The sequence below is a fragment of the Rhizobium giardinii bv. giardinii H152 genome, from assembly GCF_000379605.1.
Classification (GTDB): domain Bacteria; phylum Pseudomonadota; class Alphaproteobacteria; order Rhizobiales; family Rhizobiaceae; genus Pararhizobium; species Pararhizobium giardinii.
Map to the genome: position 1 here is coordinate 167290 of NZ_KB902757.1, position 21871 is coordinate 189160.

General features: G+C 62.7%; 18 protein-coding genes. 5 read left to right on the plus strand and 13 right to left on the minus strand.

Features of this window, described 5'->3' with window-relative positions:
- The first annotated feature begins 149 nt into the window (after positions 1 to 149).
- Entirely contained in the window at positions 150 to 2255 is a 2106-nt protein-coding gene (gene mcpU, locus A3AY_RS0133900; protein WP_026204111.1) for a methyl-accepting chemotaxis protein McpU, read from the plus strand.
- Between the two features lie 119 nt (positions 2256 to 2374).
- Here mcpU and A3AY_RS0133905 read toward each other — a convergent pair whose 3' ends face one another.
- On the minus strand, positions 2375 to 3625 hold the full coding sequence (locus A3AY_RS0133905) for a class I SAM-dependent RNA methyltransferase (protein ID WP_018330114.1): 1251 nt from the start codon (positions 3623 to 3625) through the stop codon (positions 2375 to 2377).
- Positions 3622 to 4428, minus strand: a complete 807-nt coding sequence (locus A3AY_RS0133910) for a TlyA family RNA methyltransferase (protein ID WP_018330115.1) — start codon at positions 4426 to 4428, stop codon at positions 3622 to 3624. The genes A3AY_RS0133905 and A3AY_RS0133910 overlap by 4 nt, the downstream gene beginning before the upstream one ends.
- Positions 4429 to 4885: 457 nt before the next feature.
- Here A3AY_RS0133910 and A3AY_RS0133915 point away from each other — a divergent pair, with 457 nt between their 5' ends.
- Positions 4886 to 6988, plus strand: coding sequence for a methyl-accepting chemotaxis protein (locus tag A3AY_RS0133915; protein WP_026204112.1), 2103 nt, complete (start codon positions 4886 to 4888; stop codon positions 6986 to 6988).
- Between the two features lie 54 nt (positions 6989 to 7042).
- On the opposite strand, the gene dxs is transcribed toward A3AY_RS0133915, so the two are convergent.
- The 7 genes from dxs to A3AY_RS0133950 form a co-directional block, all read right to left on the minus strand.
- Positions 7043 to 8953 (minus strand): 1-deoxy-D-xylulose-5-phosphate synthase, encoded by a 1911-nt coding sequence (gene dxs / locus A3AY_RS0133920; protein WP_018330117.1) that lies wholly within the window; start codon positions 8951 to 8953, stop codon positions 7043 to 7045.
- 167 nt (positions 8954 to 9120) lie between these two features.
- Positions 9121 to 10044, minus strand: coding sequence for a pirin family protein (locus tag A3AY_RS0133925; RefSeq protein WP_018330118.1), 924 nt, complete (start codon positions 10042 to 10044; stop codon positions 9121 to 9123).
- 117 nt (positions 10045 to 10161) lie between these two features.
- Positions 10162 to 10422 (minus strand): exodeoxyribonuclease VII small subunit, encoded by a 261-nt coding sequence (locus A3AY_RS0133930; protein ID WP_085995090.1) that lies wholly within the window; start codon positions 10420 to 10422, stop codon positions 10162 to 10164.
- A gap of 2 nt (positions 10423 to 10424) precedes the next feature.
- Entirely contained in the window at positions 10425 to 11351 is a 927-nt protein-coding gene (locus A3AY_RS0133935) for a histone deacetylase family protein (RefSeq protein ID WP_018330120.1), read from the minus strand.
- 122 nt (positions 11352 to 11473) lie between these two features.
- A complete protein-coding gene (locus A3AY_RS0133940; RefSeq protein WP_026204114.1) occupies positions 11474 to 12037 on the minus strand; it encodes a biotin transporter BioY in 564 nt (187 codons plus the stop codon).
- A gap of 84 nt (positions 12038 to 12121) precedes the next feature.
- A complete protein-coding gene (locus tag A3AY_RS0133945; protein ID WP_018330122.1) occupies positions 12122 to 12745 on the minus strand; it encodes an energy-coupling factor transporter transmembrane component T family protein in 624 nt (207 codons plus the stop codon).
- Positions 12739 to 13419, minus strand: coding sequence for an energy-coupling factor ABC transporter ATP-binding protein (locus A3AY_RS0133950; RefSeq protein WP_018330123.1), 681 nt, complete (start codon positions 13417 to 13419; stop codon positions 12739 to 12741). The genes A3AY_RS0133945 and A3AY_RS0133950 overlap by 7 nt, the downstream gene beginning before the upstream one ends.
- A 115-nt stretch (positions 13420 to 13534) precedes the next feature.
- Between A3AY_RS0133950 and A3AY_RS0133955 the strand changes: the two genes are divergently transcribed.
- Entirely contained in the window at positions 13535 to 14734 is a 1200-nt protein-coding gene (locus A3AY_RS0133955; protein WP_018330124.1) for a winged helix-turn-helix domain-containing protein, read from the plus strand.
- A 370-nt stretch (positions 14735 to 15104) separates the two neighbouring features.
- A complete protein-coding gene (locus A3AY_RS0133960) occupies positions 15105 to 15371 on the plus strand; it encodes a hypothetical protein (RefSeq protein WP_026204115.1) in 267 nt (88 codons plus the stop codon).
- 251 nt (positions 15372 to 15622) lie between these two features.
- Here A3AY_RS0133960 and ribB read toward each other — a convergent pair whose 3' ends face one another.
- The 3 genes from ribB to A3AY_RS0133975 all read right to left on the minus strand — a co-directional run bounded on the left by ribB (position 15623) and on the right by A3AY_RS0133975 (position 20704).
- Positions 15623 to 16723, minus strand: coding sequence for a 3,4-dihydroxy-2-butanone-4-phosphate synthase (gene ribB, locus A3AY_RS0133965; protein ID WP_018330126.1), 1101 nt, complete (start codon positions 16721 to 16723; stop codon positions 15623 to 15625).
- 16 nt (positions 16724 to 16739) lie between these two features.
- On the minus strand, positions 16740 to 17837 hold the full coding sequence (gene aroC, locus A3AY_RS0133970; RefSeq protein ID WP_018330127.1) for a chorismate synthase: 1098 nt from the start codon (positions 17835 to 17837) through the stop codon (positions 16740 to 16742).
- Positions 17838 to 17989: 152 nt separating this feature from the next.
- Positions 17990 to 20704, minus strand: a complete 2715-nt coding sequence (locus A3AY_RS0133975) for a bifunctional diguanylate cyclase/phosphodiesterase (RefSeq protein WP_018330128.1) — start codon at positions 20702 to 20704, stop codon at positions 17990 to 17992.
- Between the two features lie 241 nt (positions 20705 to 20945).
- On the opposite strand from A3AY_RS0133975, the gene A3AY_RS0133980 reads away from it, so the two are divergent.
- Complete coding sequence (locus tag A3AY_RS0133980) at positions 20946 to 21206, plus strand: DUF1344 domain-containing protein (protein WP_018330129.1); 261 nt, start codon at positions 20946 to 20948, stop codon at positions 21204 to 21206.
- Between the two features lie 54 nt (positions 21207 to 21260).
- On the opposite strand, the gene A3AY_RS0133985 is transcribed toward A3AY_RS0133980, so the two are convergent.
- Positions 21261 to 21845, minus strand: a complete 585-nt coding sequence (locus tag A3AY_RS0133985; protein ID WP_018330130.1) for a histidine phosphatase family protein — start codon at positions 21843 to 21845, stop codon at positions 21261 to 21263.
- Positions 21846 to 21871 lie beyond the last annotated feature (26 nt).

Here is a 21871-nt window from a genome sequence, read left to right on the forward strand (position 1 = left end):
TCATACCAGCCCCCCAGGCCGCATGACGCGCGCCGTTTTCGCCTCCGGGCATGTCTTCATTCTCGCGAACTCAGGGGTCTGCCCCGCGCGCCGTCGCGCCCATTGGCGATTTGGTTGCGCAAAGCTGCACCGCAATAAGGAAGCCTGCCTTGTCCAAAAGATCTAACCTGATGACGCGCATTCTCATCGCCGCGTCGCTTGTCGTCATCGCCGCCTTTGCCGGCTTTTCCGTCTATATCGACAGCCTCCAGCATGCCGTGACGACGCGCGCGGTCGAGGAGAACATTGCCTCCTCCGGCAAGCAGGCCGCCCAGAGCGTTGCCAACTGGCTGAACGGCCGCGTCACCTTGACGGCAATGGCCGCAAACGCGGCCGGCAGCGCCGCCGATCACGCGGGCCTCGTCGGCGCGCTCAAGAACGGTGTCCTGGAGAAGGAATTCCTCAGCACCTATGTCGGCGACGAGACCGGGAAATTCACCAGCTGGCCGGATTTGCCGCTGCCGGCGGATTATGACCCGCGCAAGCGCCCGTGGTATCAGCAGGCTGCCAAGGCCGATACCAGCGTACTCACCGATCCCTATATCGACGCGTCGAGCGGCGACCTGATCATCAGCGCGGCCGTTCCGGTCAAGCGCGATGGCAAGCTGTTCGGCATCGCAGGCAGCGATTTCTCGCTCAAGACCCTCGTCGACATGATCAAGTCCGTCGATGTCGGCGGCGGCACAGGTTTTGCCTTCCTCGTCAACAAGTCGGGCCAGATCCTCGTTCATCCGGACGCAAAGCTTGTCACCAAGACGCTCGCGGAGGCCTTCCCGGCAGCCACGCCGTCGATCTCCTCCTCGATCATGCCAACCGATCTTGGCGGCAAGCCGATGCTCGTCAGCTTCGTGCCGGTCGCCGGCCTGCCTTCGGTCGAATGGTATGTCGGCTTCGCAGTTGATGCCGATCTTGCCTATTCCGCCGTCGGCCAGTTCCGTATCGCCGCAACCATTGCCACGCTTCTCGCCGTCGGCGTGATGATCGCCTTCCTCGCGACATTGCTCAGCCGCCTCGTCATCCGCCCGGTCACCGATATGACGCGTGCGATGGAGCGGCTTGCCAGCGGCGACCTGAAGGCTGAAATTCCCGGCCAGGAACGCCGCGACCAGATCGGTTCCATGGCCGCCGCCGTCGCCGTCTTCCGCACTAATGCCATCGAGCGCGTGCGCCTCGAAGGTGAAGCCGACGCCGGTCGTTCGCTGTCGGAAAAGGAGCGCTGCGAGCGCGAAGCGCTGAAGGCGAAGGAAACCGCCGACATCCAGCAGGCCGTCGAAGCGCTGGCGACCGGTCTCGGCCGTCTTGCCGACGGTGACCTCGGTTACCGCATCTCCATTCCTTTCGTCGCGCATCTCGACCGCCTGCGCGCCGACTTCAACAACTCCGTCTCCAAGCTCCACGACGCGCTTCAGGCTGTCGGAACCAATGCCCGGGCAATCGATGCCGGCGCCAGCGAAATCCGCCATGCCGCCGACGACCTTGCCCGCCGCACCGAACAGCAGGCCGCCTCCGTCGAGGAGACCGCCGCAGCACTCGAGGAAATCACCACGACGGTCAAGGATTCGGCCCGCCGCGCCGAGGAAGTCGGCCAGCTGGTCGCCCGCACCCGCGCCGGGGCGGAAAAGTCTGGCGAAGTCGTCCGCGACGCCGTCAACGCCATGCAGGGCATCGAGAAGTCGTCCGGTGAGATCAGCAATATCATCGGCGTCATCGACGACATCGCCTTCCAGACCAACCTTCTGGCGCTGAATGCGGGCGTCGAGGCAGCACGCGCCGGTGACGCGGGCAAGGGTTTTGCCGTCGTTGCCCAGGAAGTGCGCGAACTCGCCCAGCGCTCGGCCAATGCGGCCAAGGAGATCAAGGCGCTGATCACCACGTCGGGCCAGCAAGTTCGCGCCGGCGTGGCGCTGGTCGGCGAAACCGGCCAGTCGTTGCAGAAGATCGTTGCGGAAGTCCAGGAGATCAACGCCCATATCGGCGCGATCGTGACGGCCACCCGCGAGCAGTCGACCGGCCTGCAGGAGATCAACACGGCCGTCAACACCATGGACCAGGGCACCCAGCAGAACGCCGCCATGGTCGAGGAACAGACGGCAGCCAGCCATGGCCTCGCTTCCGAAGCCGCGGCGCTGAACGAGTTGCTCTCGCAGTTCAACCTGGGTGGCAGCCAGGTGGCACCTGTTGCACGGCGGCCGGCTTACGGTCGCCGCGCAGCCTGATCGCCATCAGCTTAAACGTCCCCTCGAAGTGCGAAACTTCGAGGGGATATTGTTTTCACGACGCGCAACGCGACACAGCGGGATCGTTCCCTCTTGGCACGTTCTGAGACGTTCCCGGGTCATTTCTCCAGCGTCGCGACCACTTCCACATGCGATGACCACAGAAACTGATCGATCGGCGTCACCGACGTGATCCGGTAACCGGCATCGACCAGAATGCGCAGGTCGCGCACCAGCGTCACCGGATTGCAGGAGACGGCGATGATTTTCCTTGCGCCGCAGCGGGCGATTTCCTTCGTCTGGACTTCGGCGCCGGCCCGTGGCGGGTCGAAGACGATGGCGTCGTAGATCTTCAGCTCCGAGGCCATCATCGGGCGGCGGTAGAGGTCGCGTTTCTCGACAGTGACCGGCTTCAGGCCTTGTGTGTTGCGGGCGGCAAGATCGAGCGCCTTCAGCGCCTTGTCCTCGCCTTCGACGGCGTGGACGCGGGCTTTCCTGGCAATCCGCAGCGAGAAGGTGCCGGAACCTGCAAAGAGGTCGGCGACACGTTTGGCCTTGCCGAGATGCGCCATCACCAGCTCCGCCATCACGTCCTCGGCCGGCTTTGTCGCCTGGGTAAAGCTTCCCGGCGGCGGCGAGACGGAAACGCCGCCGAAATCGATGACGGGCTTGACCGGCTCGACCAGGATTTCGCCGTTGAGGCTGAGACGGGCCACACCCTTTTGGCCAAGAACGGTTTCGACCGCCATGCGCCGCTGCCGGTCGTCCATCTTGTTGATGCCCTCGAAAGCAAGGTCGAGGCCGGAGAGCGTTTCGAGCACGGTGATGCGGAACGGCTCGGCGCCGACGGCCATGACACTGGCGATCGTCCGGATGGTTGCAAGCCGAGACACGATGCCGGGGCTTGCGATGGGACATTCTGAGATCGAGACGATGTGGTGGCTTTCGGCCTGGTTGTAGCCGAGCAGCAGTTCCTTCTCGGTCCGCCGTGCGGTGAACACCGTGCGCCGGCGTTCACCGGGATGGGCAAGCACCAGCGGTGCAACCTCGGCCTGCAGCGCTTTCGATTTCAGCGCGTCAACGACCAATTGACGCTTGAAGTCCTGGTAGAGGCTGTCGCTCGCATGCTGCAGGCTGCAGCCGCCGCAGGCGCCGTTTTCGCCATCCGGTCCGAAATGCCGGCACTTCGGCTCGACGCGGTCCGGCGAAGGATCGGACATCGACATCACCGTGCCCCTGTCCCTGTTCACCGCCAGCGCCACCGTTTCGCCGGGCAGCGTGAAGGACACATAGACCGGCCCGAACGGGCCGCGGGCGATGCCGTCGCCGGACATGCCAAGCTTCTCGATGGTCAGCGTCTCGGTGCTCATGCGTCTTGGTCCAAGGGGGCGTCTTCGTCCAAGGGGGCGTCGTCGTCCAGCGGCTTGCGGCCGGCCAGAAGATATTCCTCGTTGCCGTCGCCGCCGGAGATCGGCGAGGGGATGAGGCCGAGGCTTTCCCAGCCCATGTCCTCGATGAGCCAGCGCTCCAGCTCGGCGGCAACGGCGGGCGCGCTGTCCGGATCCTTGAGCAGGCCCGCCTTGCTGACGGCCTCGCGGCCGGCCTCGAACTGCGGCTTGACCAGAAGGATGCAATGGGCGCCGGGCTCGGCAAGGTCCAGCGCCGGCGGCAGGGCGAGCTTTAGCGAGATGAAGGAGACGTCGGAGACGACGAATGAAATGGCATGGCCGTCGAGATGATCCTCGTCCAGCACCCGGGCATTCAGCCCCTCGATGTTGGTGACGCGCGGATCGGCTTCCAGCCGCGGGTGGAATTGGCCGTGGCCGACGTCGATCGAAATCACATGCGCTGCGCCGTTGTGAAGCAGGATTTCCGTAAAGCCGCCGGTCGAGGCGCCGATGTCGAGACAGTCCAGCCCCTCCGGCGACAGCTTGAAATGTTCCAGACCCGCCTTCAGCTTCAGGGCGGCGCGCGAAACATAGGCCTGGACCGGATCGTCGATGCCGATTGTCACATCCTCGGGAAAGGTGGAGCTTGGCTTGGTGACCGTGCGGCCATTGACGGTGACAGTGCCGCGCTGGATCGCATCGCGGGCGCGCGAACGGCTGGCGACAAGCCCCAGGTTCAAGAGCAGCTGGTCGAGGCGGACGGTGGTTTTCGGTTCGTTTGACATGGCCCGTCATGGCGCGTCGAGGCCCGTATGGCAAGGCTTATGGGCGGCTCCGGGTTAAATAATACCGCGTCGAGGGTGGGCCTTGCGGAGGCGAAAGGCGGAAACCGAGTTGTGCTGATGCCAGCCGATGGTCGTTCCGGTGCGGTGCGATGCGCGCATAAACGGCGAATTGACGTCCGCTGCAGTTGAAAGCGCTCCCACAATTCATGAGAATTTCTTTCATGATTCGTTAATTCGAAAATACTAACTTTAAAGAACTCAAGCCGTGCGCCGATGGCGTCCACGGTACCGGTCCATGCTGCTTCCGGTGAATCTGCCCAAAGCGATTGCTTCAGCGGCGCATTCTGAGTGCCTTCCGGCGACAGCCGAGATCCGGCGCAATGTCCCTGCAATTTTTTCTCACGTCCACACCGGCGACGCGGGGCTGCCGCGCATGCCTTGCGAATTGGAGTTTCACATGCGGTTCAAGTTGTCCCACAAGATCGGCCTCCTCGTCCCGATCGCCGTTGCCGGAATTTTGTCGATCGTCGCCATCTTCTCCGTCGAAAAAACGATGGAGCAGACATTCCGGGACAAGGAAAGGGCAATCCAGGCGTCCGGCAAGGCGCTGCTGGTGCTGGAAAACAAGCTGCTTGAGGAGCGCCGCGCCGAAAAGGATTTTCTCTTGCGCAAGGATGCCAAGTCCATTGCCCGTCATGCACAGTTCGCCGCCGAGGCCCATGCGCAGTTGGACGCGCTGAAGCAATCAGTCACCGACGCCTCCGTGCAACAAAAGCTGCTGGCGATTTCCGCAGGTTTTGATGCCTATCTCAACCAGTTCAAGGCGTTGGTCGATGCCAATTCCGCGCTGGGCCTCGACCCGTCGACGGGGCGCGAGGGGGAGATGCGCGCGGCCGTCCATTTGATCGAGGAACTGCTGAAAGCAGTCCGGGACACCGAACTCAAGGTCAGCATGCTGACGATGCGGCGGCATGAGAAGGATTTCATCATGCGTCGCGATGCCAAATACGTGGCAAAGCACGAGACGGAAGCGAAGGCCTTTTCTGCATTCGAGCCGGCCCGTTTCGGTTCGAAGGACGCGTATGACGCCATCATGAAAGCGCTCAACGCCTACCAGTCAGCCTTCAAGGACTATGTTGTGGTCGCCGAAACCGAGAGCGAGGCTCGCCAGAGCGTTTCCAAGGCATTTGCGGATATCGAGCCGATCTTCGAAGAGCTAACCGTGCAACTCGACGCTATCCGCAAGGCAGCCGAGGTGGAAAATGCCGAAATGGCTGCGCGCATCGGGACGCTTGCCGCTGCCGCGGTGCTCGCGGCGATCCTGGTTCTGGCGCTGACGGTCTATCTGGTCGGCCGCTCGATCTCCAAACCGATCATCGCGACGACGCGGTCCATGACCGGGCTTGCCGATGGCGATGTGACATCCGTGATTCCCTATGTGGGGCGCAAGGATGAGATCGGAGAAATGGCCGGCGCCGTCGAGGTTTTCCGGCAGGCAGCGATCACCAACCGCCGCCTCGAAGAAGAGGCTCAATCCGCCCGGGCACGGTCCGAAGCCGACGGCATCCGCTTGCGTGAAGAGGCGGAAGCTGCAGCGCAAGCGCGCCTGCAGCAGGCAACCTCCGGTCTTGCAGCCGGCCTGCGCCGGCTCGCCAGTGGTGACCTCTCGTTCCAGCTCGTCGAACCCTTTTCTCCCGATTTCGAAACGCTGCGCCACGATCTCAACGCCGCGGTCAATCAATTGGGCGGTACGCTTTCCGCCGTTGCCCTATCGGCGAGTGCGATCGACAACGGCACCCGTGAAATCAGTTCCAGCTCGGACGACCTGTCGCGTCGCACCGAGCAGCAGGCGGCTTCGCTCGAGGAGACCGCCGCAGCGCTCGACGAGGTAACCGTCAACGTCGCCAATTCCTCCAAGCGCGCCGATGAGGCCCGCACCGTCGCGATTCAGGCCAATACCAGTGCCGCCCAGTCGGGTGCTGTCGTTGCCGATGCTGTCGATGCCATGCGCCGTATCGAGGAATCCTCCAGCCAGATCTCCAACATCATCGGTGTCATCGATGAAATCGCGTTCCAGACCAATCTCCTGGCACTCAATGCCGGGGTGGAAGCGGCGCGCGCAGGGGATGCAGGCAAGGGCTTTGCGGTCGTCGCCCAGGAAGTGCGCGAACTGGCCCAGCGTTCCGCCAGGGCGGCGAAAGAAATCAAGGAACTGATCCGCAATTCGAGTGTCGAAGTCGAAGGTGGCGTCAAGCTGGTGCGCGAAACCGGGGACGCGCTGAAGACCATCGAAACCTATGTCGTGACGATCAACCAGCATATGGACGCGATCGCCACCTCGGCGCGCGAACAGTCGGTCGGCCTGGCTGAAGTCAACACCGCCGTCAACCAGATGGACCAGGTGACCCAGCAGAACGCAGCGATGGTGGAAGAGACGAATGCGGCGAGCGCAACGCTCGCCAACGAGGCAAGTCGCCTGCGCGACCTGATCTCCCAATTCGTCCTGGATACCGGCAGTTCAGCAAACACGCCCGCCCGCGACAAGCGCCGGGCCGCATGAGCGCTTGAAAAAGCTGCAGAACCAAAGGCCTGCGGCGAACGGCAAGCCGGCCAATTAGCCCGCCGCCTCGACGCCGATTTCCTTTTGGCCGAGAGCGCGGAACACCGTCGCGACGATGCCGGCGCGGTCGAGGCCGGCCTTGGCATACATGGCTTCGGGCTTGGCCTGTTCCATCCAGATATCCGGCAAAACCATCGGCCGGATTTTCAGGCCATTGTCGAGCAGACCCTCATGCGTGAGGAATTGCAGCACGTGACTGCCGAAGCCGCCGACAGCGCCTTCCTCGATGGTGATCAGCACTTCGTGATGGCGGGCAAGCTGGCGGATCAGGTCATGGTCGAGCGGCTTGGCGAAGCGGGCATCGACAACTGTCGTGGACAGTCCTGCCGCGTCGAGGTCTTCGGCGGCGAGCAGACAGTCGGCAAGGCGAGTGCCGAAGGAAAGCAGCGCGACCTTGGAGCCCTGCTTCATCACCCGGCCCTTGCCGATTTCCAGAATCTGGCCGCGCTCGGGCATCTCGACACCGATGCCTTCGCCGCGCGGATAGCGGAACGAGATCGGCCCCTGATCATAGGCGGCTGCCGTGCGCACCATGTGCTTCAGTTCCGCCTCGTCAGCGGCTGCCATGACGACGAAGCCGGGCAGGGTGGCAAGATAGGTTGTGTCGAACGAGCCTGCATGCGTCGGCCCGTCGGCGCCGACGAAACCGGCACGGTCGATCGGGAAGCGAACCGGCAAGCCCTGGATCGCCACGTCGTGAACGACCTGGTCGTAGCCGCGCTGCAGGAAGGTCGAGTAAAGCGCAGCAAACGGCTTGTAGCCTTCTGAGGCAAGACCGGCTGCAAAGGTCACTGCGTGCTGTTCGGCGATGCCCACATCGAAGCAGCGGGAGGGATGGGCCAGGGCGAATTTGTCGAGCCCCGTGCCGGAGGGCATGGCGGCGGTGATGGCGACGATCTTGTCGTCATAGCCTGCTTCCTGCGTCAGCGCCTCGGCGAAGACCGAGGTATAGGCAGGGGCATTCGGCTTGGCCTTGGCCTGCGCGCCGGTGATGACGTCGAAAGTGTTGACGCCGTGGTACTTGTCGGCGGCAGCCTCCGCCGGCGGATAACCCTTGCCCTTCTGCGTCACCACATGGATCAGCACCGGCCCCTTGGAGTTGTCGCGGACGTTGCGCAGCACCGGCAGCAGATGGTCGAAGGAATGACCGTCTATCGGCCCGATGTGATAGAAGCCCATCTCCTCGAACAGCGTGCCGCCGGTCACGTAACCGCGCGCGTGCTCGACGGCGCGGGTGATCGCCCGGTCCACCGACTTGCCGAGATAGGCCGTCAGTTTCTTGCCGAGTTCGCGGAAGCCCATATAGGTGCGGCCGGAGGCGAGGCGCGCCAGATAGGCACTCATCGCGCCTGTCGGCGGGGCGATCGACATGTCGTTGTCGTTGAGGATGACGATGAGGCGCGCATCGAGTGCGCCGGCATTGTTCAGCGCCTCATAGGCCATGCCGGCCGACATGGCGCCGTCGCCGATCACGGCGATGACGTTGCGCGCTTCGCCGGAGAGATCGGCTGCGACCGCCATGCCGAGGCCGGCGGAGATCGAGGTCGAGGAATGGGCGGCGCCGAAGGGGTCGTATTCGCTCTCTGCCCGGCGGGTGAAGCCGGAAAGGCCGTTTTCCTGGCGCAGCGTGCGGATGCGGTCGCGGCGGCCGGTGAGGATCTTGTGCGGATAACACTGGTGGCCGACATCGAAGATCAGCCGGTCATGCGGTGTGTCGAAGACCTTGTGGATGGCGATCGTCAGCTCGACCACGCCGAGGCCCGCGCCCAGATGCCCGCCGGTGCGCGATACCGCGTCGACCATTTCAGCGCGCAATTCGGTTGCCAGTTGCGGCAGATCCTTGTCGTCGATCTTCTTCAGATCGTCGGGATAGGTCACCTGATCGAGAAGGGGAGTTGCCGGCATGGGGTTGACTGGCAGTTGTGTCACGCTGAAAGGCCTTCGTTCCCGCGGCTCTTTCAGGAGCCGCGATATCAAATAGGGTGTCCGCAGGAACCCGCGTCTTTAAACGGAATCGATATGGATTGCAAAAGCGGGTTTTCTTGCGGCGCAAACAAGGAGTTTAACGAATATTACCGTTCCGGCAAAGGGATAAACTCCTGGCTGTCCCCGGGCACGATGTCGAAGCGGCCGGTACGCCACTCCTCCTTGGCCTGTTCGATCCGCTCCTTCGACGAGGAAACGAAGTTCCACCAGATATGCCGGGCCGAGCCCAGCGCCGCGCCGCCGAACAGCATGACGTGACAGCCCTTGGCACCAGCCGTGACGGTGATCCGGTCGCCGGCGCGGAACACCAGAAGCTGGTTGTCTGAGAAATGGTCGCCGGCGATGATCGCCTCGCCTTCGAGGATGTAGAGCGCGCGCTCCTCCCAGTCTGCCGCGAAGGGTGCGCTCTTGCCCGGCTCGATCTTCAGATCGACATAGATCGTGTCGGAAAACACCGAGACGGGCGACCGCATGCCTTCGAACCCGCCGATGACCACCCGGCCTTCCATGCCACCATAGTTGAAGGACGGCAGGTCACGCTTTTCGGTGTGGGTGAAGATCGGATCGATTTCCTCGTATTGATCGGGCAGCGCCAGCCATGTCTGCAGCCCGGAGATCGACTGCGGCAGCCCACGCAGGTTTTCCGGCGAGCGTTCCGAATGCACGATGCCGCGCCCGGCGGTCATCAGGTTGAGATCGCCGGGCTCGATGACCATTTCCGTGCCGAGGCTGTCGCGATGTTTGATCTCCCCGTCGAAGAGATAGGTAACGGTGGAGAGGCCGATATGCGGATGCGGCCGCACGTCGAGCGCCTCGCCGGCCTTGAGCAGCGCCGGGCCCATGCGGTCGAAGAAGATGAACGGCCCGACCAGCCGGCGCTTCGCCGTCGGCAAAGCACGGCGCACCTCAAGATTGCCGATGTCGCTGGTGCGCGGAATGATCAGATGCTCGATCGCATCGCACGCCGGCGCATCACCGGCGAGGGGGTCTGGTCCGGGAAAGAAGGACATGACAGCATCCTCTCTATGGCCGAGTGGGCGGAGTTCGTTTATCGCCGCGATGATCGGCCGCTATTGCGCCCTGGGTCAACTGTTTGTTTGCCGAAAATCAGCCTGCGATTTGATTCCTCACTCCCCGTCGAGCGGCTCAACCCCCTGCGGCTTGCCGGCGCGGTCGAGCCTGATCTTTTCGATGCGGTTTTCGGCGGCGCTGAGCAGCGCCTCGCAATGTTTCTTCAGCGCCTCGCCGCGTTCGTAGATTTCGATCGACCTGTCGAGGGCGACGTCGCCGCGTTCGAGCGCGGAGACGATCGCTTCCAGCTCCTCGACGGCCTTTTCGAAGGATAGGGAGGAAACGTCGATCGCAGCGGTTTGCGGGGCGGTGGTCATGGTCATCCTCTCATCAGGCGATAGATGTGGGTGCCGGCCGATTCGGCCAGGCCCTGGAGATCGTAGCCGCCTTCGAGCAGGCTGACGATGCGATTGTTGGCGGTCTTGCCGGCGGCGTCGAGCAGCCGCCCGGTCGCCCAGTCGAAATCGTCGGCGACGAGATTGATCTGTGCCAGCGGGTCGCGGTGATGGGCATCGAAGCCGGCGGAGATCAGGATGAAATCCGGGCGGAATTCTTCGAGTGCGGGAAGCACGCGCGACTTGAAGGCCTCGCGGAAATGGTCGCTGCCGGTGTCGGGCGACAGCGGTGCATTGACGATGTTGCCGGCACCCGTCTCGGACTTGGCGCCGGTACCGGGATAAAGGGGCATCTGATGGGTCGAACAGAACAGCACCGACGGATCGTCCCAGAAGATGTCCTGCGTGCCGTTGCCGTGATGCACGTCCCAGTCGACGATGGCGACCCGTTCGGCACCATGCCGTCGCTGTGCATGGCGGGCGGCGATGGCGATGGTGTTGAAGAAGCAAAAGCCCATCGCCTGGTTTTTCTCGGCATGGTGGCCGGGCGGGCGGGCGGCGACAAAGGCGTTGTCGGCCTTGCCGGAAAACACCGCATCGACTGCGGCGACCGCGCCGCCGATGCCGGTCAGTGCCGCCTGCAGGCTCGCAGGGCTCGCATAGGTATCGGCCTCGATGGCATTGATGCCTTCCTCGGGCATGGCCGACATCACGGTGCGCAGATGCTCTTCCGGATGGGCAAGCAGCACCAGATCCTCATTGCCCTGCGGCGCCTCAAGCCGCGATAGCGACGAAAACCGCTCGTGCTCCAGCGCCAGATTGAGCGCCTTCAGCCGGTCGGGCCGTTCCGGGTGACCTTCCGGAACCTGATGTTCCAGAAAGATCGGGTTTTCGAACAGGATCGTGGTCATGGCGCAAACCTATGGCTTCGTAGGGGCAAGGTCCATGGCATAGGTAGGGCGATTGCCGCGTTTTCAACAGCGGGGGCTCGGCAAATGCCTCGTCGCCCCGCTGGAGGATTTACAAAGGCAGGTCAGGCGCGGTGCGGCAGCAGCGGATAGCCAATGAGGACCGCTCGGGCGGCAAGCGCCGCGATGGCGGCTTTCAGGAGGTCGCCGGGAATGAAGGCAAGCGAGCCTGTCGCAACGTCGGTGAGCGGCGCGCCGGTCGTCATGCTGACCCACGGCATGCCGATGGCGTAGAGCACCACGATGCCGCCGACGACGGAGGCGATGAAAAAGGCAGCGAACTGCCTGATCTCGTTCTGCCCGTCCTTCACCAGCCGTTCGGCGATCAGGCCGGTGACGTAGGTGGCGACGATCCAGCCGAGGATGAAGCCGCCGGTCGGACCCTGGATGATGGCAAGGCCACCCCTGCCGCCGGAAAGGACGGGCAGGCCGGCTGCCACGAGCAGCACGAAGAGGACATAGGCGAGCGCGCCACGCTTGGCCCCGATGATGCAGCCGGCCAGCATCACGCCCATCGACTGGGCCGTAATCGGCACGGGAATGAAGCCGAGCGTGATGGGTGGGATTAACCCGAGAACCACGATGATCGCAGTGAAAAGAGCAACAAGCACAAGGTCTCTGGTGGTCATGACGGGTCCTTTGTCCATTAGTATCTCGGATCTAAAGCGGCTTTTCTCCCAAGGGAAGCCGGTAGCGCTACAAAAGCACGCAAATCACCTGTTCCGGTCGCTCCGGGGCCGGCGAAAGCCGCGCGCGTCGATCGCCATGGCGATCGTATCGGCATCCTTGAGCGTCAGGATGATCAGCGGTGCAAGGATCGTCAACGGCCGCACCTTCAGGCCGCGGGCCCGATGCGCCTCACGGATTGCCTGGTAGTGGTTGAAGATATCGGGCACGAAACGCAGCACGAGGCCGAAGGCGAGGCCGACATCCGCGGCGCGCACCAGGCCAAGCCGGTCGAGCGGCTGCAGCAGACGGGTGATCTCGTCGATGAAGTCGCCGGTTGTGGTCGTCGCGGTCACGGCGCCCGCAAACAGCACAAGCGCCATCAGCCGGAAGAAGGCCTCCGTCGCCTCGCGGATCGAGGCGAGGTAAGCCGTCGCGATGAGCAGGATCACGATGGTGAAAAGGACCGGCTTCAGGCGGCTGAGGCCATCGCGGACGGTGAGGCCGGTGGTGAAATAGATGCCGGCGGCGAGCACGAAGGCCGGGACAAGCACGAAAAGGGACGAAAAAAAATAGAGCGCGACGCCCAGAACGAGCAGGATGGCGAGCTTCGTGCGCACCGACATCCGGTGCAGCGGCGTGCTGCCCTCGACATTCAGCCCGTTCAGCATTCCGCCGCCTCGCGATAGGCACGGATGGTCTCCGGCGCCGGGCCGTCGCCAACGAGCTTGCCGTCGTGGAACCAAAGCACGCGCTCGAAACGCTCGATCAGCGGCAGGTCGTGGCTGATGACGATGGCGTGCTCGTCGAGACCGGCAATGGTGTTTTCGATCAGCCGGCGATTCCTGAGATCCAGTTGGTTGGTCGGTTCATCCAGGATGAGGATGCCGGGGCCGGTGACGACGATGCTGGAGATGGCGACGAGTTGCGTCTCGCCGCCCGAGAGTTCGTGGACCCGCCGCTTGGCCAGATGCGCAATGCCGAACCGGACGAGCACGGCGGCCACACGGCGTTCGATCTCGTCGGTCTTCAAGCCGCGATTCTTCAGGCCGAAAGCGATGTCCTCGTGCACGATCGGCATGATGATCTGGTGCTGCGGGTTCTGGAAGATGAAGCCGGCCGCCGCGAGGACCGCGCCCTCATCGCGCACCGTGTCGAGCCCATTGACGGAAACGCTGCCGGTCGTCGGCTTGACGAGGCCGTTGATCAGGCGCGCAAACGTGGTTTTGCCGGATCCGTTGAGGCCGATGATGCCGATGCGCCGCTCGGTGAGCGTCAGGGTCAGAGGCTGGAGAACCGTGCGCTCGCCAAAGCTGACGGATGCGCCGGAAAAGCGTATGTCCAATCCGCGTCCCCCGCTTGTCGATAGGCCAGGCTCTATAGGACGAATTCCTGTCCGTTGAAAAGAGGTGTTCGGTCAGGACTTGAACAAAGTGTGAACATTTGCCTACATTGTCTGCATGGCGATTCCCGTTTCAAACCGCGATGCGCGGCGCATTTTCCTGAACAAGCAGGGCCTGGCGGCGGCGCCGCACCGGGCGCTCGGCAAAAATGGCCTGCTCGATCTCATTCACGATATCGGCTTCGTCCAGGTGGACAGCATCTCGACCGTCGAGCGAGCCCATCACCAGATTCTTTTCTCGCGCAACCAGACCTACCGGCGCGAGCACCTGACAGAGCTTCTGGAGAAGGACGGAGCCCTGTTCGAGCACTGGACGCACGACGCCTCGATCATCCCCAGCCGCTTCTTCGTTTACTGGAAACACCGCTTCAGGCGCGAAAGCGAAACGATCATCGAACGCTGGCGCAAATGGCGCGAGGAAGGGTTTGAAGAGGCCTTCGACCAGACCTATGAGAAGATTTTACGCGACGGCGCCGTGATGGCCCGCGATTTCAAGTTCGAAGGCCGGGTCTCCGGCGGCTGGTGGAACTGGCATCCGTCGAAGACGGCGCTCGAATATCTCTGGCGCACGGGCAAGGTGGCGATCGCAAGGCGGGAGAATTTCCAGAAGGTCTACGACCTCACCGAGCGGGTCATTCCGGATCATCATCACGCGCCGGAGGTGAGCCATGAGGCTTTCGTCGACTGGTGCTGCCGCGCGGCCTTGGAGCGGCTTGGCTTTGCCACCCACGGCGAACTCGCTGCCTTCTTCGACCTGATTTCGCCGGAGGAAGCCAAGGCATGGGTCAGCGAGCATCGCGACGAACTTTGCGACGTGATGATCGAACCTGCCGACGGTGAGAAGGCGCGACTTTCCTATGCCTTCACCGGCTTTCCCGACAATCTCGGCGATCTCGCCGACCCGCCCGCGCGGCTGCGGGTGCTCAGCCCCTTCGATCCGCTGATCCGCGACCGCAATCGAACCGAACGCCTCTTCGGCTTCTACTATCGCATCGAAGTCTTCGTTCCAGAGCCCAAGCGGGAATACGGCTACTACGTCTTCCCGCTGCTCGAAGGCGACCGCCTCGTCGGCCGCATCGACATGAAGGCCGACCGTAAGGCGGGCACGCTCGACGTCAAGCGGATCTGGTGGGAAAAAGGTGTGCGGACGTCGTCGGGCCGGATGGAGCGGCTGGAGGCTGAGCTGGCACGGGTGGCGAAGTTCGCAGGCGTGGAGCGCGTTGTGTATCTCGATGGGTGGGACGGCGAGGCCCGCTGAGCCCGGATCGCAAATCACACGGAGGGGTGAACGGCCGTTTCGGCCCGCGCGCTCCGGAAATTATGCTGCCATTGCGATGGTACTAAACCATCCCGCCCAGATAACTAGTTCCCCGCCAACCGCGCGATTCCGTGATCTGCAGGTGACCCTGCCAGTCGTTGACCAACTGTTCGCACGCGCCAACCGGCCGCCGGACTCGCGGCTGTACTTCAAGGCGAGCGAGACCCGTCTGGGCTATCGTTGTTTCCAAACCGTTGCGCGCGTGACGCTGCTTGACAGTCCAAGCTATAGGGCGTTCCGTGAAGCGACGTGGCGGATTTCGGCACTCCTGGCGGATGCCGGACATTCACGTCGCAAGAGGGAGGATGCAATGCCGACAATTCTTGCCTACCACAACATCACAAAAGGCGCCGAACATTGGCTCAAATCGCCAAAGCGCAAAGAGTTCTTTGGTCCACTGGGCGTCACAAACATTCGAACATTCGTTGACCCGCAGGACCCGACACGGGTTGCCGTTCTGATGGATGTTCCGGACATGGACGTCGTCAAGAAAGCCCTGGAGAGCCCGGCAGCCGCTGAAGCGATGGCTTATGATGGCGTGGTGCCGGAGTCCCTCGTGATCCTCCTCGAATCGTGAGCTTGGTTGCTCGGCAAACCGATCTCGCAGGCGGTCAATTTTCGCAGGCCGGTTTCGGCCATTCTGGAAGAAACCAGAACCAGATAGATATTTCCGCTTGCCGATGCAGCAAGCGGTGCAGGTGAGTTCGCGCCTGCCCCGGACCGCCAGAAGTCCGAGCACCGACGCTACTCGCGAAAAAGGCCGCACAGAAGCGCGCCGTCGCGGTAAAAAGACACCGGCACGAACAACCGGTGTCTTTTGCCGCGCGCTTACAAAATCTCCGTCGCCGCGATCTGGATTCCAAAGCCCTCGAGGCCGACATAGTGGCGTTCGCGGGACGAGATCAGCTTGATCGAGGTGATGCCGAGATCTTTGAGGATCTGCGCGCCCAGCCCGATTTCCAGCCACTCGCTTTCGCGCGCCTGCGCCTCGTCATGGCCCTCGCGGTCGTGTTTTCCCTTGCGGGCGGTCTGCGAAGCGCCGACGCCGACGGAGCCCTCGCGCAGGTAGACGATGACGCCGCGGCCCTGTTCGGCCATGCGTTTCATGATCGCGTCGAGCTGGCAATCCCTGCCGAAGACATCCGCTGCCACGTTCTCCAGATGCAGTCGCACCGGAATGTCGACGCCGTCGCGGATGTCGCCGAAGACCACGGCGAGATGCTGCATCGGGTCCCACGGGAGCGAATAGGCATGCGCCTTGGCCTTGCCGTAGGGCGTATCGACATCGAAGCTCGCCTCGAGCTGGATCAGGGTTTCCTTGCGCTGGCGATAGGCGATGAGATCGGCAACGGAAACCAGCTTCAGGCCATGTTTTTCCGCAAATTCAGTGACCTGCGGGCCGCGCGTCACCGTGCCGTCGTCGTTGACCAGTTCGCAGATGACGCCGATCGGCGGCAGGCTGGCGAGCCTGCAGAGATCGACGGCCGCTTCCGTATGGCCGGAGCGCATGAGCACGCCACCTTCACGGGCAACGAGCGGGAAGATATGGCCGGGACGCGTGAAATCGGCCGCGCCGACATTCGGGTTGGCGAGGTTGCGCACCGTCAGCGTCCGGTCGTCGGCCGATATGCCGGTCGTCGTGCCATGCTTGAAGTCGATGGAGACGGTAAAGGCAGTGGTATGGGCCGAATCGTTTTCCGCCACCATGGCGTTGAGGTTGAGGCGCTTGGCCTCTTCCCTCGGCATCGGCGCGCAGACGATGCCGGAGGTGTGGCGGACGATGAAGGCCATCTTTTCCGGCGTGCAGTGAACGGCGGCAACGATCAGATCGCCTTCGTTCTCGCGGCCGTCATCGTCGATGACGACGACGATCTCGCCGGCCTCGAAGGCCCGGATGGCATCGGCAACGCGCTTCTGGTCAAAGGGCATGGCATTCTTCCTATGGTTACTTGAGGCGTCCGGTCTGGCCACGGTCGCGCAGGTAGTGATCGGCGATCGTGCAGGCAAGCATGGCCTCGCCGATCGGAACGGCGCGGATGCCGACGCAGGGGTCATGACGGCCCTTGGTGCGGACATCGACATTGTTGCCGTCCGCATCGATCGACTGGCGCTGGGTGAGAATCGACGAGGTCGGCTTGATGGCAAAACGGGCGACGACCGGCTGGCCGGTCGAAATGCCGCCGAGGATGCCGCCCGCATGGTTCGAAAGAAAGATCGGCTTGCCGTCATTGCCCATGCGCATCTCGTCGGCATTTTCCTCGCCGGTGATTTCTGCGGCACCGAAACCGTTGCCGATCTCGACGCCCTTGACGGCGTTGATCGACATCAGGTTGGCGGCGATGTCCTGGTCGAGCTTGGCATAGATCGGCGCGCCGATGCCGGCCGGAACGCCCTCGGCGATCACTTCGACGACGGCGCCGACCGAAGAGCCGGCCTTGCGGATACCGTCGAGGTATTCCTCCCAGACTGGTACGATAGCCGGGTCGGGTGCGAAGAAGGGGTTGTTGCCAACCTCGTTCCAGTCCCAGTTGTCGCGGCTGATCTTGTGCTTGCCGATCTGCACCAATGCGCCGCGCACCAGAAGCCCCGGCACCACCTTGCGTGCGAGCCCCCCGGCTGCGACGCGCGCCGCCGTTTCGCGGGCCGACGAGCGGCCGCCGCCGCGATAGTCGCGGATGCCGTATTTGAGGTCGTAGGTGTAGTCGGCGTGGCCCGGCCGATAGCTCTTGGCGATCTCGGAATAATCCTTGGAGCGCTGGTCGGTATTCTCGATCATCATCGAAACCGGCGTGCCGGTGGTGACCATCGTCTCGCCGTCGGCATCCAGCATCACGCCGGAGAGTACCTTGACCAGATCGTCCTCGCGGCGCTGGGTGACGAAGCGCGACTGGCCGGGCTTGCGCTTGTCGAGCCAGGCCTGCAGTTCGGAGAGCGTGAAGCGGATCCCGGGAGGGCAGCCGTCGACGACGCAGCCGAGCGCCGGCCCATGGCTCTCGCCCCAGGTGGTGACGCGGAAAAGGTGACCAAAAGTATTGTGCGACATGTGCAGAACCGATGTGTGAGCTGCCGGCGTTTCCGCGGCGACATTTCATTCGGCCGTGACTATTAGTGGGAAAATGCCCGAAAGGGAAAACCTTTCTGGCAGAATATGGCAATTGGCGAGGTGAACAGTGCGTCTTGCCATCGAATCGCTGGTCAGGAGGCCAGTTGCAGGGCCTCGTTGGTGGCAAAGGCGACGAATTTGTCGAAAGTCAGCGGCTTGGAGAAGGCATAGCCCTGCAAGAGATCGCAGCCGAGCAGGCCCAGCATCTCCGCATGCGCCATGGTTTCGACGCCTTCCGCCACCGTCTCGATGCCCAGCGAGCGACCGATCTCGATGATCGACCGGATCAGCGCCTGCTCCTTGCGTGCCGTCAGGATCGGGGCAACGAGCTGCCGGTCGATCTTCAGCCGCTTCGGCTTGATCTTCAAAAGGCTGACGATCGAGGTGTGGCCGGTGCCGAAATCGTCGATCTCGATGTCGATGCCGAGCTTCTTGATGCCCTCGATGTTGGCCGTAACGATGTCGTCGCTCTCGTCGAGGAAAATTGATTCCACCAGTTCAAAGGAGAGCTGGCCCGGCTTGAACGAAAGGCCCCGCAGCGAATTCAAGAGCGTGTCGTCGCTCAACCGCTTGGCCGAGACGTTGACTGAGATCTTCGGGACGTCGATGCCCGCCGCTGCCCAGCGCATGGCGTCGATCAGTGCCCTGTCAAGGACGATCCGGTCGAGCGTGGCGACGACGTTGAGCTCCTCGGCAATGCCAAGGAACTTGTCGGGGGTAAGCACGCCGTCACGCGGATGGTTCCAGCGGATCAGCGCTTCGACACCGGAAAGCCTCAGAGTGCCGGCCTCGAATTGGGGCTGGTACCAGGTAACAAACTGGTTCTTCTCGATGCCTTCGAGGATCTCGTCGGCGATGCGCTTGGTGGTGATGATTTCCGCCTGCAGCGCTTCGGTGAAGAATTCGCACCGGTTGCGGCCGTTTTCCTTGGCCCGGTAGAGCGCGATATCGGCGTTGACCAGAAGCTGGCGCTCGTCGATCGCCAGGTCGCCGGCCACTGCGATGCCGATCGAGACGCCGAAGCGGCAGGGGAAGCCGTTGTAATCGACCGGCTGGCGCATTTCCGCAATGATGCGCTCGGAAAGATGGGTGAGGGAGCTCTTGCCCGGCGGGTCGGTGACCAGCACGACGAACTCGTCGCCACCGATGCGGGCGACCATGTCGCCGGCGCGAACGTTGGAGCGCAGGATTTCCGAGGCATGCACCAGCATCGCATCGCCTGCCGCATGGCCGAGCGTGTCGTTGATCTGCTTGAAACGATCAAGATCGATATGCAGGATGGCGATGTTCCGCAGGCCGTCCTTGCGTGCTCCCGACAGCGTTTCCAGCGCCTTGTCGAGCATGCGGCGATTGCCGAGGCCGGTGAGTGGATCATGCAGCGCGTTGTGCTCGATGCGGTCCTTCGCCTCCGCGAGCTCGCCGTTCTTGGCTTCCGCCAATGCCTTGGCCGAGCGCAGCTGTTCGGTCATCAAGACGTCGTCCGTGACGTCCCAGCTGATGCCGGTGATCTTGGCCTTGCCGTCGGCGCCGGTATGGGTGGAGCCGACATTGCGCACATGGCGGACGCCGCCATCAGGCATAATGACGCGATACTGCGAGCGATATTCCTGATCCTCGTCCAGCGCCTTGAACAGGGTCAGCGAGGCTGCGGCGATGTCGTCGGGATGAACCGTCTGCCGCCAATCGGCGAAGCTTGGTCCGCCATCGCCGGGTCGCATGCCGTGCAGGTGATACATCCGCTTGTCCCAGGAACGCTGCTGCGTGTCGAGATCGATCTCCCAGATACCGATGTTGGAGGATTCGAGCGCCAGATTGAGCCGGTGCGACACGGTCAGAAGTTCCCGTTCGCGCGATCGCAACTTGGCAATGTTGCGCTGGCGCTCATTGACGAGGCCGCCAGTGAGCAGGATCGGAACGATGGCGATCGCGGCAGCGATGAGAACGGCAGCGTCCAGCCAACTACTGTTGCCCGGCTCCTGCGTCCAGCCACTGGCCGGGATGGCCGCAAGTTCCCAGGTGCCGCCGGGAAGGTCGAGCTGGCGGATGACCGGCTCCTTCTCGAAGATGGAAGTTTCGCCGAAAAAGGCATCCTGAATATTATTTTTCACCGAGACGTCGCGGATTGCCAGCTGGATATCCGTATGCCGGTGCCCGCGACTGGCTTCGTCTTCGTGGTTCCCGTCATGAAAGAGCCGCGCGTTGCGATAGATCTCCTTCTCGTCGATGACGGCTTCCATGAAACCCCAGAAGGCCACCGTTTCATTGCTCTTCGTGAAGACGGGAGAGAAGAGGTTGAAGCCTGTGCGACCGCTCGGCAGCCTCACCGGGCCGGCAATGATCGGCTTCGCCTTCGATTGAGCGCGATCGACGGCGACCCTGGAGGAGCGGAATTTCTTGAAATCCGTACCGATCATCCGCTCATTTCCGACGAGCGGGAATGTCATCCGGATGACGGCGTCGGGCGCGGCGCTGACACGCACCATCTGGGGATTCTGCAGGAGCAGCTTGGTCGCCAATTGGTCGAAAACCGGTTGCGGCATGTCGGGGGAAACGGAGATGTTATTGGCAAAGCCGCGAAGGGCGGTGATGTTGTTGTTGATCTCGCTCTGCAGGCGGGTGGCGATCAGGTTGAGCTCGCTCTCGACGTTGCTCTTCAGTTCGCTTTGGAAGTTTTGACGATTCTGCTCTTTGAAGAAATAGCCGCCCGTGAAGACGACGGCAGCAGCGATGACGGCGGGAAAGAGCGACGGCCTCGCCAGCCTCGCAAGCGTCCAGGCGCGGTGACGGATTGTTGCACTATTGGTCAACGTTCAAGAACCCCATATTCCCCGGGGCACACGGTAGCCATGGAGTCTTAAGATTGGCTTTAGGTGCTGATCCTGCTATCAAATCGCCCATTGGCGGATAAGTGGGGTACGTTGATCGGATCTGGTCGATCGAGACCGGGTAAACTTTTCAAAGTCACGATAGCGGGCAATTTTCGCCACAATCAGGGATCAGATAAGGGGGAATACGAAATTGAGTGAATCACTGAAGAGGGCAAGACCGATGCGTTTCATCGTTGCTACATTGATGGCCGCAGCCAGCTTCCTTTCGCCGCTCGCCGCGTTTGCCGAAAGTGCGGATGTCGAAGCCGTGATCACCAGCGTCGATACCGATAAGCTGAGCCTTTCCCTGGATGACGGCAAGAGCTACCAGGCGCCTGAGGAATTCAATTTCGATGGTCTGAAAGAAGGCGTCAAGGTTCTGGTGTTCTACACCGAGGTGGATGGCAAGCGCGTCATCAACGATCTGGAAATTGTTCAGTAGTTTCCGTTGCTGCCGCCGTGATCCGACCCCTTCGCCGCAAGAGCTGAGGCCTCCTCACAGCCAGCCGATCGAACCGTTCTCGATCTTCAAAATCCTGTCCTGTGGAATGGCGCCAAGGGCAGCTTCCTCGGCGTCCATGGCACCACACAGCTTGAACAGTGTGCGGATCACGCCGCCATGGCTGACGCAGATCGTCGGGGCCGAAACGCTGGAAAGCCAGGCGCCGACGCGCCAGGAGAGGATCTCGTAGCTCTCGGCGTCCGGGCCTGGTGGAATGAAATCCCATTTCGACAGTTCGCGCTCGGCGACGCGCTCAGGCATTTCCCGCTCCAGCTCTGCCAGCGTATAGCCTTCCCAGTCGCCGAAGGAGACTTCTTTCAGCCTGTCGTCCGTGCGATAGCCGGAACGGGGAAGGCCCATGGCTTCCCGCGCCAGTTCCATGGTTTCGCGGGTGCGATGGAGCGGGCTTGCGACGAAATCGAAATTGCCGGCGTCCTTGCCCAGAAGCGCCAGAAGCGCACGGCCATTGCCGCTCGCCTGCCGCCTGCCTGTGTCGTTGAGGGGAATGTCCTTCTGGCCCTGGAGGCGGATCTGCGCATTCCAGTCGGTTTGTCCGTGACGGATCATGTAGATGAGCACGGATCAGCTCCGGGGCAGGGGTATGC